Here is a 14011-nt window from a genome sequence, read left to right on the forward strand (position 1 = left end):
CGACTGAAGTCGTTACTACGAACAATTAAGAACGACTGAAGTCGTTACTACGAACAATTAAGAACGACTGAAGTCGTGACGTTGAACTTGGATAACGACTGAAGTCGTGACGTTGAACTAAGATAACTACTTCAGGCGTTTCTTGTATTCAAAACTTATCCCGAATGGTTAGCGAGAGTGAACTGCGGGTCGGCGATTACGACGCCACAGATTTGCTAGACCCGCTAAACCGATGAGTCCAGGTAACCCGAAAAGTCCCCAATTCGGGGAGCGATCGCGGGTTCGGACTGTTTGAGTCGCTGAACGGGTTGTCCCTGGGGTCGTTGTAGTTTCGGTATTGGTACGCTCGATAATGGTGGTACTACCGGGTGTCGTCGTTGTATTCGGTGTCGTTGTACGCGGTGTCGTCGTCGCAGGCGGTACAATCATTGTACCTCCGGGAGTTGTGCTCGGAGTTGTGCCTGGATCGGTCAGATTTGGACTGGTAGTCGTACCCGGAGTCGTACCTGGAGACATCATCCCTGGACTGGTAGTCGTACCCGGAGTCGTATCGGGTGTGGTTGTCCCTGGAGTCGTACTTGGAGACATCATCCCTGGACTGGTAGTACCCGGAGTCGTACCTGGACTGGTAGTACCGGGAGTCGTACCTGGGGTTGTCATATCCGGAGACATACCTGGGGTTGTCATATCCGGAGACATACCTGGGGTTGTACCTGGGGTTGTACCTGGGGTTGTACCTGGGGTTGTACCTGGGGTTGTACCTGGGGTTGCACCTGGGGTTAGAGTACCATCGGGTTGAGTCGGATCCGAGTCAAAGGTGTCGGGAGTTGGGGTGCCCTCCGGTGAGGTGGTATAAGGGTCGGTGGTATAAGGGTCGGTTGTCTCAGGGGTGGTTGTCTCAAAATCCGTTGTTCCTTCTGGGTCCGTCGTTTCGGGAGGGGTTACTCCTTCAGGGTCCGTGGTATAAGGGTCAGGATTGGTATAATAAGGGTCCGTGTTTTCCAAATCGGTGGTTCCCTCGGGATCGGTCCCGGCAGGTGCTGTGGGGGAAGTCGTTCCCATGCCATCGGGTGAGGTTTGAGCAAAACCGGGGAGATTGAATAAAGGCACAGTCAGTACACTCAATGTACAGGCACTTGCCAAAACTATTTTAGAGAGATTAACAGGTTGCATGGTTATGTTTTGTTGAGTTTGACTGGTAACTTAGGGTTGCTTGTTAATGGAACTGAGAACCCGTTCTCTTTCAGGGGGATGCACCACTGAAAATATAATAAGTTAGAGACTCGGGAATCTAAGGAGTAAAAACTGGGTTAGTCTTGTTTTAGAGTAAGAGATGAAATGAGGGGTTGCCAATCCTCTGTAGGCATAGTTTGATCCTGGGGAGAACTGGGGATTGAGGAATCAGAAGAGTCCGAGGATTTTTTTCAGGAATCCCCCTGAGAATTCAGGTGCTAGGATTGCAGCGATCGCCTAAGCATTCAAGCCACTTAAGACTAATTTGCTGACAGGGCGAGTTGACATCCTCCTGTGGATAGATTTAGTTTGAATCCCCGGGATGAAAAGTGCAGTAGGGGGAATTGAGGGGGAGTTTCAACGAGGCGATCGCCAGCGATTTAATCCCATCCAACTCATTCCTGCAAACAGCATTCCCAGGAAAATACTGGGGAAAAATACTAATCCATAATTTAATCCAATCTGAGTGGGTGTGAATTCACCTGGGGATTCGGATGGCGATATTTGGGATATCGTCTGAGTTAGAGAAAGGGTCGATGCCGTGGTGGTGCTGACTCCCATTGCAGCAGCAGCGATCGCATTTTCCATCCGGCGATCGCGTTCTTTCATTTGAGCACGGTTTAGCACTGCTTCTATGTCTTGTAGAGATTGTTCTCGACCCTGCAATCCCATTTTAAATCCCCGCCATTGTTGTTCGACTTCCGCTTGATATTGGGGGGCGATATAATCTCTAAATTCAACCCAAACTTTTAAGTCACTGGTGGCCATGTCATCCTTGAGTTGCTCTTGAATCCGCTGCAACCGTTTCTCATACTCTCTTAAATGGGTACTTAAAGCATGGCGCTGGGTTTCTAATCCTGCCACTCCCGCGCGATGTTGTGCTAAAATGAGGAGAGTTTGAGACCATTGCGATTGGAGATTGGGCAAATTTTGAAGGGCCCCCAGGGACGATCGCATGAGTTCGGGGAGTTCAGGTAAAATAGCTCCAGTTCTGAAAATCCCTTGTTTTTCTAAGGCGGTTTGGATGAGTTGACTGTTGCGATAGGCAGACCCAATTTGATGGCGATTTAAAAATAACCACAACCACTCGGAATATAAGTCAGTGATTCGCTTTAATGCAGATTTTGAAGGGCAAATACAAATCATAACCCCTTCAAGTTCTGGGTCATGATTCTTCCCATATTGAGGAGAGTCCCGGACCTCAAACAATGAACAATTCAGCAATTTGCTAGGATGAAAAGCCGGAACAGATTTGGAGGGATAAAATCCTTGATAGGCGGCGTGAGCGGCTTGAAAATGAGCTGAATCTGAGCGACTGTTGACATAGCCTAAAATTAGCCAAGTTTTGCCCAAATTGGCAGAAACATCCAGGGTTTGGCGAAAGCGAGATAAGAGGGTAATATCGGTGGTTTCTTCAGAATGAGGCATCAATGCGACCATCAGACTTTGGGTATCTCCCATGGCATAGCGGAGGTAAAACCCTTGTCCATGGGGGTTGCGAAACAGATAATCGCGATCGCCCGGTTGATTCGCCTCGGGATGAATTTGCAGGCGATCGCGTAACGCATCCCAGTTGTTCCCATTTCCCCCTTCAGAACCGGGAACCTGTCGGTCATAAGCAAAGAGAAATAGTTGAGGGTAACTTAAATAAGTTTGCACGACCACTTGACCCAAATTTTAACATAAATATTTGAAATATTAGCATGATTGGCGATAACATCACGATTAATTAGCGCTCATTTAAAAGTCTATAGTCAAGGCAATACCCTGGCTATATTCAGGGAAGTTAGAGCCTAGAAAAGCTTATTGGGCGTCTGCTTTCGGCAGAATTTGTCCAGGCAACTGCTGCAAATCTTCTAGGGGTGACAACTGTGACAGGATTTAGGCAGATTTTGAAAATTCCAGATAAATGTAGAGGCGAGCAAGCGAATCGCCTCTACATTTAGCGCTTAATATTAAAGATTCCATAAGTTTTGAGTTTTTCGCGGACATGATGAGTCGAGTCGGTTTAGACTGAGTTGGAAACCGGGGTTCTTGACCAAATGTCTGCTCATAATACGGAATTCGGTTGTGATAGGTCTTTAAAAACGAGTAGTAGCACGTCTAGGCTAAAATTGTGGGTAAAAATTTCTGAGTTCCCGCCTTGGCAAGGCGGGTTAGGAGGGATAGAACCCACAATTTTAAGCTGGACGCGCTAGTAGGGTGGGCAATGCCCACCTGCACAGAAAGGTGGGCAGTGCCCACTACTTTTAACTCAATCCATACCGGGGTCCTAGGAGGGTCGAGTGCCAAGTCTAGCCTCTGCTGTCCATGCTAAAATCATAAGTTCACACCCCAGAAAAATTTGGCCGTATTCGATTGACCTGCTCCCAAACTGGCGATTCACCTGATGCCCTGGGTTCCATCATTCACCATTGACGAGAAAACTTGATGAAACGCCCTATTCGGATTGATACACTTCAATGGTTTATTGGCATTTATCTTGCTATCCGGGGAACATTGATGCTGATGTTGCCACACAAGGTCGCCAGCGATATTTTTGCCCCGTTTCAATCTTATGTGACGGAGTTGGGCGCGTTGCAAGTGATGGTGGGCGCTGGGTTGATTGGGGTGGCGACCCTGCTACCCCTGCGGTGGAGTATCCTGGGCGCTCATCTGATGGCGGGGGTGGTGTTGTTCCAGATTGGCATCGGATATGCCTCTGGGGGTAACTTGATGGAGGTGGTGGGGGCGTTAATCTTGGGATTGGCGCTGGCGATCGCCCCGTTTCTAGGCAATGAGGATGAGCGTAGATATAGGCAGAGGGAGGCGCAGACTGGGGCGATCGACCTGTTTGCTGTGGCAATGGGATTGAGAATGGCGATCGAAGCGCTGCTGTTTCTCATCCTGTTGAATCCAGCATTACAGGAGTCCTTGTCCCCGGTGCTGCCTTCGTACCGAATCCCCTACGCCCTCCTCTATTTAGCGATCGGCATGAGTGTTGTCGGGGTTCAGCTTTATCCGAAAGTCCCTCGCTGGCTGTTTCAAGGGGTGCATTTCTTCGCCGGGATCTTCCTTTGGACCTGGATTCTGGGGATGGGGTTTTCTCTTTGGAATGGGGTACTCTCCTACGCGGCATTGGGAACGGCTTTGGCATTCCTCCCCGGGATTGGCAAGCGCCTGAACCGACTTGATCCGCATTCGTTACAAACCCGAGTTGCCGTCGCCTCGATTGGCATCGTTACCTTACCTCTGGTTTCTTTAACTACCCTGGTGTCCCTTCCCCAAGAGCAAGCGATTATCGATCACTCCCTGACGGTCCAGCAGTCCCTGGCAGTTGCCCTCTCTCAAGATATCGCCACCTATATCAACCTGCACAATTCCGCGCTGATTGCTCTGGGGAATCAGCCCGGATTGGCGGAAATGGAGCCGGAACAACAGCAGGCTCTCCTCCAAGTCGTTCATGGGGCTTATCCTGATATTCAGGTGTTAAGTACCTTTAATGCCAATGGTCAGGAAATTGCCCGCAGCGATAACCGGCCCCTGGGTCCCTCAATTCGGGAGATGGCCTCGTTTCAACAGGCACGCCTGACGGCCCAGCCTATTCTGAATTTCCAGGTGGGTAGAACCGTGAATCTGCCGGTGGCATTTTTTCTGGTGCCGATCAAAAATTCTCAGGGAGAATTTGCCGGGGCTCTCTCCGGTTCGATCGCCTCGTCACGGATTACGGATCAACTCGGTCGGATGGCGGCAGATACGAATCTGAAAGCTTATCTGGTTGATACCAAAGGACGGGTGATTGCTCATCCGAATGTCGAGTTGGTCAATTCCTTTGCGAACTTCGCCCAAGTGCCTCCGGTGGCTGCCCTTTTGAACAGTTCTATTTCCTTGGGTAAACTCAGCTACTGGAATGGACCCGTCCGAGAATTGGTGGGATATGCCCGAGTCCCGGATTTTGGCTGGGGTGCAATTGTAGAACGTCCGGCAGATGAAGTGTTAGGGGCCCTAAATGTTAGACGGGAGCGGGATTTTGCGGTGCTGTTGTCCGTGGCAACGGCTTCGTTGGCGATCGGGGGGTTCCTCTCTCACCGCTTGACCCACCCCCTGAGAACTCTGGCATTTGCCGCACAAGAGTTAGGCAAGGGCAATTCAATGGCACCTCTGCCGGATAGCAATATTACGGAACTGGCGAATTTATCTTTGGTGTTTGGGACGATGCGCGATCGCCTGGTTCGACGCACCCAAGAACGCGATCGCGCTGAGGCGGAGTTACGGCAAAGTGAGGCAAAATTTCGCCGCTTGGTGGAATCCAATATTATTGGGGCGATCGTGGTGGAAATTGAAGGTCCAGTGATTGAAGCCAATGATGAATTTCTTCAGATGATGGGCTATACTCGCACTGATTTAGCCTCGGGTAAAATCCAATGGCTGCAAATTGCTCCTCCAGAATATTTTGAGGGCGATCGCCGCATCAGTCAGGAATTACAAGAAACTGGGGCGTTCACTCCCTTTGAAATGGAATGTATCCGCGCTGATGGTCGTCGGGTCCCGGTATTACTCGGGGCGGCCCGGTTAGAAGAAACCGAGGATAAGGCGATCGCTTTTGTCCTGGATTTGACCCAGCGCAAACAGATGGAAGAAGAGCGCGAACAACTCCTCAAGCGCGAACGAGCCGCCAGAGAAGATGCGGAATCCGCTAACCGGATTAAGGATGAATTTTTAGCGGTCCTCTCTCATGAATTGCGATCGCCCCTGAATCCGATTTTAGGCTGGGCCAAGTTGCTCCGTTCTCGCAAGTTTGATCAGAAAACTATTGATAAAGCCTTGGAAACCATCGAGCGCAATGCCCTCTTACAAACTCAATTAATTGAGGATTTACTCGATGTTTCTCGGATTCTGCGGGGCAAATTAACCCTGAATGTCCAACCTGTTAATTTAACTTCGACCATCACGGGTGCGCTAGAAACCGTAAGCTTGGCAGCGGAGGCGAAATCTATTCACATCGAAACGCGCTTTGAGGCAAAGATGAGTCCCGTTGCCGGTGATGTGATTCGCCTCCAACAAGTGCTCTGGAATCTGCTCTCTAATGCGGTGAAATTTACCCCGGCTAATGGGCAAATTGAGGTGATTTTAGGCCAGGTGGATTCAATGGCTCAGATTCAGGTCAAGGATACGGGAAAAGGGATTGCTACCCAGTTTCTGCCTTATGTGTTTGAATATTTTCGCCAGGAAGATGGCGGGACAACGCGCTCTTTTGGGGGTCTGGGTTTGGGATTGGCGATCGTCCGCTATATTGTGGAACAGCATGGGGGTTCAGTGATGGCAGAAAGTCCCGGTGAGGGCTTAGGGTCAACCTTTACGGTCCATTTACCCCTGATGTCTGTGGAACCCACCCCTGATGCGGAAGATCGCCCCCCGGTGGGTCGGATGGAGAATTTACAGGGCCTGCGGGTGCTGCTGGTGGATGATGAACCGGATCTGCGGGAGTTGGCTGCTTTTACGTTGGAGGAATCTCAAGCACAGGTGACTTCCTGCGCCACTGCTGCTGAGGCACTGATTGCTTTGAATCACAATCCCTATGATCTGCTGGTTTGTGATATCGGAATGCCCGATATGGATGGCTATATGTTGATGCGTCAGGTGCGCTCATTTCCTCCAGAACTCGGGGGCAAAATTCCGGCGATCGCCCTCACTGCTTATGCCAGTGAACTAGATCGTCAACAAGCTCTTTTAGCCGGTTTTCAGTTACATTTATCTAAACCCATTGAGCCGGATCTGTTCATTGAGGCGATCGCTAAACTTCTCCAAACCGATCAAGGGGTTGACTCGGAGTAGCAAGTCGGGGGATTCTATAAATTACCCCAACCTGGGATAGGGGTAATCCTGAACATCCCCGATTCATGTCAGAAATCCAGTTTCTTAACGCTTGTTGGTAAAACCGGGAGTTTTTGATGAGTCACGATTGGCTAGTTTTTATGACCTGTATGGGGGCGTTAATTCTCTATTTAATGTTTTCTGCTCTCACGGAAATGGGGACAAAATGGCCGGGTAAAAAATAGCACCATCCCCAGTTATCCGCTGGTCTAAATTATTTGAACAACAGTATTCAGGAGTGGGAGTAATTGTTCAACTGCTGCAAGACTTGTTAGATCAGGTCCGGTGGATTAACCTAAAAAACCATTTCTTCCTCTTCTCCCCCGTACAGCAATAAAAAAATTTCCTTATTCTCCCTCTCCTTGTAGGAGAGGGCCTGATCAGAGGTGGTTCGGGGGCTGTGGGGGGTTAGGTCTCTTTTTATTCTTGAGATGCTACCGCAGAATTGCACCCCTGTAAATCGATGGATTAGGATTTAAGCAGGCGACAAATCAGATCTCCCACTCCATCTTCATCAAAGGAAACTCGCGTCCCATTGGTTTGGACTCGAAGGCGATCGCGACAGTTGTAGCGTTCCAAAGGTTGATCTACCCCGTCAAGGCGAAGGGCAACTCGATATTCCCAATGATATTTAGCACTGCGCTGAATCCGCACAATGCAGACAGAGCGATCGCCCAGGGTGCGACAGACTAAGGCTTGGGCGGGAAATGTTAAGCTCAAAGCTAAGATGATACCGAGTAACAGGGCTGTTGCTTTAATCCATTGTCTGGGTTGAATGCTGCTCATATTGCGACCTAATTTCGGAATAAAATGGGCGGGATTGGGTCTGTCTTTTGATCAAAAGTTGGGACTCTATCCTTAGATAGATACATAAAATATCTATTTCGTCAATAATAATTAAAATAGCTTAATCTATGTGATAAACTCACTTCTAAAATTGCGAGTGCTGAAACGGGCGGGGGGAGGGAATTGAGGTGAGAGGCTATGGGACATCTAGTCTCCGGACTAGAGATGTTCCAAAATATCCGAGTCAATCCCCAAACGGTGAAGCTCACGGCAATATTAGAGGAAAAGTAGAGTCATATAGTGAGATTAAGCCGGAAAATGACGAGGAGAAACAATGAATTCGGTACTTGTATGGATTCTCGGAACAATTATTGTCCTGGCGATACTTCTCCTGATTGCGCTGTATATTCGCGGAACCTTTCGCGATCGCGTAGAATACAAGGTGAAAAATCCGCCGACTCCGGGAGAACCCCGCTTTACCATCGCCCAAGCAAGCTTATCCAATTCTCTAATCACCTCCGCTTTAATTACCGATGTTTGGAATGATTCCCCCACGATTCAACAAGTCAGACTTGATGCGATCGCCAAGGCAAAACATTCTATCCATTTTGAAACCTTTTTCATCACCCCGGGACGACGAGCCAACGACTTTGCCGCCGCCATTGCCGAGCGCGCCGCAGCGGGAGTGGAGGTTCAATTACTGGTAGATAGCTATGGTAGTAAAAAAATTTCCGATAAATATTGGAACCGCTTAAAATCTGCCGGAGTTAAAGTGCTGTTTTTCAATCCCTTTGATTGGAAAGCTCCTGCGGATTATGCCGGGAGAACCCACCGAAAATTACTCGCGATTGATAGTAAAGTGGCCTATATTGGAGGTGCAGGAATTTCCGATTTTTGGGACGGCGAGTCCGGTTCCGGAGAAAAAGAACCGTGGTTTGATTGTGAATTTCGTTTAGAAGGAGAGATTGTTGCTGTATTAGAAGGGGTCTTTGTTCAGCATTGGACTTATGCGAGTGGGGTATCAAATCTCGGTCCAGAAACGTTTAAAAAAGACCCGGCACAGAAGCCAATTACCCTCGTGACTCCTTCATTTAATCCCACTTACCGATTTTCCCCGATTCGAGCTTTATTTCAAACCAGTTTATTAGCGGCCCGAAAGCGAATTTGGTTGGCGAGTCCCTATTTTTTTCCGGACCTGAATTCCCGGGATTTGCTGATTGCAGCCAAAAAGAGTGGGTTGGATGTCAAAATTCTCACCACCAGTTCAGTAAGTGATAAAAAGAAGGTTTATTACGCTTCTTATGAAGGATATGGACCCCTGTTAGCCGCAGGCATTGAAATCTATGAATATCAACCGAGTATGACCCATGCTAAGCTATTATTAATAGACGATCGCTGGATGACCACCGGAAGTGCCAATTTCGACCCCCGCAGTTTTTTTCATAACGATGAATTAGATTTTTCCACCGGGGAACCGAATGTTTTAAAAGAAGTTGAGCAAATTTTTCAACGGGGTTTTTCTAAATCCAAAGTAGCCAGTTTGGAAGATTGGCGCAAGCGAGCGCTCTGGAAGCGAATGGTGGGACAAACCGTTCGCTTCTTTGAATGGCAACTTTAGTGCAATTCCTGCGTTTGTAGTAACCCCTTCAGGGGTTTCTTAAGATGACTCAATCAAGGAGTCACTACAAACATTTCTAGTGCTCAGGGGTTTATCCGGCGGCATCAACCGCTTGAACAGGAGTTGGATAAGACTGTTTGGTGGGAATTTCCAGGATAAACTCGGCACCCTGGGACAGTTCGGAAATACAGCGAATCTCACCTTGATGTTTCTCCACGACAACTTCCTTGGCGATCGCCAACCCAACCCCGATGGATTTTTTTGTGGATTTAGTGGTAAAAAACGGCTCAAAGATTTGGTCTTGAAGGGTGGGGTTAATCCCCATCCCATTATCGGCAATACTAATTAAGACGCGATCGCCTCCCAGGGCTTCCGTGCGAATCAAAATGGTTTTTTGTCCCGGGTGATTGGGGTGGAACTCTAACGCATCGATCGCATTGGAGAACAGATTCATAAACACTTGATTGAGTTGGCTGGGATAGCACTCCACCTCGGGTAGGTTTCCATAAGCTTTGACAATTTGAATTCCCGGCAAACCCCCTTTCCCTTTTAATCGATGTTGTAAAATCAATAACGTGCTATTAATTCCCTCGTGAATGTCCACCGCTTTCAAGTCAGATTCATTCAAGCGCATGAAATTTCGCAAGGCATGAACTAAATCTCGAATGCGTTCCGCCCCCCCTTTCATCGATTCAATCATGTTGGAAAAATCTTGGGAAGTAAATTCCAGGTCGATTGATTCTATGGTTTCTAAGATTTCTGGGACAGGTTCAGGATAGTGCTGTTGATAAAGATACAAGAGATTTAATAAATCCTCAGCATACTCCTGAGCATGAGAAATATTTCCCGTGATGAAATTAATCGGATTCGTAATTTCCGCAGCAATACTGGCAATTAATTCCCCCAGCTCCGACATCTTTTCTTGTTCGATTAACTGGGTTTGGGTCCGTTGGAGTTCTTGCAAGGCTTTGGCAAGCTGATTGGCTTTTTCCTGGGTTTTCGCTTCGGATTGCTGCAAGGCGACATTTAATTTAGCCAGTTCATCCGCTTGCCGCAGAACGATGGTGACGATCGCATTTTTGAGGTCTAATGCCGCCTCAATTTCACAGGGTTTCCAGGGTAAAGACGTTAATTTGACCAGTTCTTGCCACACTTCAAAGGATTTTCGAGGATGCAGTCGAGGATTTCTGCCCGGTAACAGTTCAAAGGGGGTATTCGGGTCTCCCGCCCAACTGACTTGATGAACCACCTCGGTTCTAAACCATAACACATAATGCTTGGGTTCTTTGGAAATCACCACCGCCAGCAATCCACTAGCAATATCTTTATAAGTTTCCGCTTCTGGATAAACACTCGCTAGGGAATCTGTATGATAAACGGTGGGAAAGTTCTGTTGTTCCAACCAATGAATCAGCCGCTCAATGCGATCGCGACTGGGAGTATTCCCCACTTGCTGATAGGTTTCTTTAAAATAAATTACCGCCCCATCAGCCCTGACCAGATTCAGTAAGTTCGGTTGAAACTTTACTAATCCGTCAATAAAATTAGTCTCCCTTGACATATATTCGACTAATTTTGCCGTGGTGGCTTGCAATTGCAGGCGATATTCATAAAAGCTATCATCTTCTTTAGACCGGAGTTCCAATGCCATCACCTTACCAAAGAATTCGCAGGCTTTCCTCACTTCATAAGACACATATTTGGGGGAGTTATGATGGCAGGCAACCAGTCCCCACAGTTTCCCCTCTTTGACAATCGAGATCGACATTGATGCCCGAACCTTCATATTTTGAAGATACTCGATATGACAAGGGGACACACTGCGAAGAACCGAATGGCTCAAGTCAAGGGGTCTTTTGTCTAGGGGATTAATTGTCGGAACAATGGCAACCGGCTTGTAGTTGACATCGGCAATTAAGCGAAGCAAATTAATTGAATAAAGTTGTCTGGCCTGGGGGGGAATATCCTCCGCCGGATAATTTAAGTTTAACCAAGAGTTCATAGACTCCAGTTTTTCCTCAGCCAAAACCGTTCCATGTCCGGCAGGGTCAAACCGATAGAGCATTACCCGGTCAAATCCCGTAATATTCCTAATTTCTTTGACCACAAACTCGCAGAGTTGTTGAAAATTTTTGGAATTTTGAATCGTCGATGCAGCCGCTTCGACTAACTTATAAAAGCTTAAAAATCCCACCGTTTTCGGAGAAAGAGCGGGTTCGAGTTCTAAAATTAAACAATCGGGATGAGAATGATGAATGATGCCATCAAAGTAGAGGGTTTTCCAGTCCGTATGAATCGTTATGTTGAGAGGATTGATACTCCCCAACGTCTGATAATTGATAGATTCTTTGATAACATTGATCTGAGTGGCATCCAGTAAAGTCTCTAAAGGTTGGTCCAGAAACGTTTCCGGTGGGCGTCCAAAAAACTTAACGGTATTGTTGCTAACTTGTAATATATTGAGCTCCGTTGACAAGACAAATAGGATCCCGTGGGGTTGGATTAAACCGGGACTTTGGATCGGTTCTCGTTCGTAGTTTGCCCAACTTAGTGTTTCTGACTGCATCATCTGAATTCTCCGACTGTCTGGGTGAATCTAGGACCGTGTTTTACGACAACTGGGTTTAAAGAAAGAGGAAATTGGGCCTTTCGGGTTATTGCATTGGACGGTTTATTTTAGCCGGTTATTTTGCTTAATATTTTCTTAAAATTTTATCATAACCGTTGGCTCGTACTTTACTTTTCGAGGAAAAAAATCTTTTTGTAACAATTCTTAATCTCCTGATTTGGCGAGTCCCAATTGTGTCAGAAAACCGGGGAAGCCCAGAGGGTTCAGGATTAGCAAAACCCAGACCGATCGCCCCCTGTAGCTGAAATCTCGGGTTTGTGAGAGGGGGCAACGGAATCGGCTGCGATCGCCCTTTTGCAGCCCCAGGACAGCGAGTTTCCCCCGTGATCACCCCTCCAACCCCCGAATCCCTCTCGTCCCTTGTGGGCTATACAGGGAGTCAATGGCCGAATCTACCCGCATCATCGGGCAAAATCCAAGTTTCCCAAGAGGAATTAATGGGACTCTTTAAAAAACTGGAATTGGCAGTCGGTGATGCGCCCTGCATCATAAAGAGTTTCGGCAATTTCCGAAAGAGTCAAGACCGAATGTGCTTGATACCCATTGTCTTTTAATCGCTGTTTCACCCCTTTTTCATGGTCGATAAAGACCACAATATCCTCCACCTTCAACCCGGTCGATTGCAGCTTTTGCGCCCCTTCCATCGCACTTTTTCCACTGATTAAAATATCATCCACCACCACCACGGTTTCCCCGGGATTAAAGTGACCTTCCACTAACCGTCTTGTTCCATGTGCTTTCACTTCTTTCCGAGGAAAAATCATCGGATAATTCAACCGCAAAGAGAGTCCCGTTGCCGTGGGTAATGCCCCGTAGGGAATTCCGGCAATCCTGTCAAATTTGAGAGTTTTTAAAACCTCAGCATAAGCACCAATAATTTTATCAAAAATTTGCGGATTTGAGATAATTGTTCGCAAGTCAACATAATAGGGAAAAGTTTCCCCGGATGCTTGGACATATTCTCCAAACATGATGCAACCCAAATCATAGAGTTGCAGAATTAAATCCGTATGGGGATGAGCATCAGTGGCGGGAATATCTGGAAACCACACGGGACAAGCTTGTGCCTCCGAGGGGATGCGAACTCTCACTTGATTAATCGTTTCTCGCAGCCCTAAAATTAGGGAACCGGCATTTTCACTACTTAAATAATCTTGGGGAACCGGCAGGATTAAACCATCTCCTTGACTGTTTAAACCGGCTTTGAGAATGTTAGCTAAAACTGTTCCTTCGGACCAGATACTGCGGGCGAGAATCAGCCGTTCTGGAGCAACGGACCGGACTCGTTTCAAGACTTCTGGCGTATTGGTTCCCACCTCGACTGCGACCTGTTCCGGAGTCCCCCAAGTTCGGGTTTCTTTGACAATTTGCAGGTATAATGGGGCGTCATTTTTAGGATAATGTTGCAGGATTTGTGCCGCCGGATTGGAGGTGTGACACAGGACAAAGACGGCTTTATCGGGATACAGTAAAAATGGGGCGGCTAAATCTTGCCCGGGATAGGGACTCAGGGTCACGGCATCCACTTGCCAGCGTTCAAAAATTGTCTGGGCAAATACGGTACTACTGTTCAAATCCGAGTGTTTGACATCTAAAATCACCGGGAGGGAACGGGGAATCGCTTGTAAAATTTGCTGCAATAAATTAAGGCCCTCCGCACCCAAGGCGGTGTAAAATCCGAGGGTTGGTTTGTAGGCACAGACCAGTTCAGCAGTTTGGGCAATGATAAAATGCAGCCAATCTGTCAACTGCGCGATCACCGTGGCGGGGTTATCCGGGGTCCCGAATCGGGGGGGTAGGGCTTCGGGATCAGGGTCGAGTCCCACGCACAGTAGGCTATTATTGCGCTCGATCGCACTTTGCAATTTATCGCTAAAATTAATCATAATGGG

At 47.7% G+C, this 14011-nt stretch carries 7 protein-coding genes; 2 read left to right on the forward strand and 5 right to left on the reverse strand.

Annotated elements, in window-relative coordinates; genetic code table 11:
- Nucleotides 1-168 precede the first annotated feature (168 nt).
- A complete protein-coding gene (locus NG795_RS13730) occupies nucleotides 169-1173 on the reverse strand; it encodes a hypothetical protein (RefSeq protein ID WP_367289232.1) in 1005 nt (334 codons plus the stop codon).
- A 417-nt stretch (nucleotides 1174-1590) separates the two neighbouring features.
- Complete coding sequence (locus NG795_RS13735; RefSeq protein WP_367289233.1) at nucleotides 1591-2892, reverse strand: hypothetical protein; 1302 nt, start codon at nucleotides 2890-2892, stop codon at nucleotides 1591-1593.
- Between the two features lie 771 nt (nucleotides 2893-3663).
- On the opposite strand from NG795_RS13735, the gene NG795_RS13740 reads away from it, so the two are divergent.
- Nucleotides 3664-7047 carry a hybrid sensor histidine kinase/response regulator gene (locus NG795_RS13740; RefSeq protein WP_367289234.1) on the forward strand — a complete coding sequence of 1128 codons (3384 nt, stop codon included), beginning with the start codon at nucleotides 3664-3666 and terminating at the stop codon, nucleotides 7045-7047.
- Nucleotides 7048-7554: 507 nt separating this feature from the next.
- On the opposite strand, the gene NG795_RS13745 is transcribed toward NG795_RS13740, so the two are convergent.
- The gene (locus NG795_RS13745; RefSeq protein ID WP_367289235.1) at nucleotides 7555-7872 is read right to left on the reverse strand and encodes a hypothetical protein; all 318 of its coding nucleotides are present in this window, start codon (nucleotides 7870-7872) and stop codon (nucleotides 7555-7557) included.
- Nucleotides 7873-8206: 334 nt separating this feature from the next.
- On the opposite strand from NG795_RS13745, the gene NG795_RS13750 reads away from it, so the two are divergent.
- Nucleotides 8207-9490 (forward strand): phospholipase D-like domain-containing protein, encoded by a 1284-nt coding sequence (locus tag NG795_RS13750; RefSeq protein ID WP_367289236.1) that lies wholly within the window; start codon nucleotides 8207-8209, stop codon nucleotides 9488-9490.
- 91 nt (nucleotides 9491-9581) lie between these two features.
- Here NG795_RS13750 and NG795_RS13755 read toward each other — a convergent pair whose 3' ends face one another.
- Both NG795_RS13755 and NG795_RS13760 read right to left on the reverse strand, forming a co-directional pair.
- A complete protein-coding gene (locus NG795_RS13755) occupies nucleotides 9582-12059 on the reverse strand; it encodes an ATP-binding protein (protein WP_367289237.1) in 2478 nt (825 codons plus the stop codon).
- A 494-nt stretch (nucleotides 12060-12553) separates the two neighbouring features.
- Complete coding sequence (locus tag NG795_RS13760) at nucleotides 12554-14005, reverse strand: bifunctional orotidine-5'-phosphate decarboxylase/orotate phosphoribosyltransferase (RefSeq protein ID WP_367289238.1); 1452 nt, start codon at nucleotides 14003-14005, stop codon at nucleotides 12554-12556.
- Nucleotides 14006-14011 lie beyond the last annotated feature (6 nt).

Origin of the sequence: Laspinema palackyanum D2c, assembly GCF_025370875.1 — a bacterium.
GTDB classification, from domain to species: domain Bacteria; phylum Cyanobacteriota; class Cyanobacteriia; order Cyanobacteriales; family Laspinemataceae; genus Laspinema; species Laspinema palackyanum.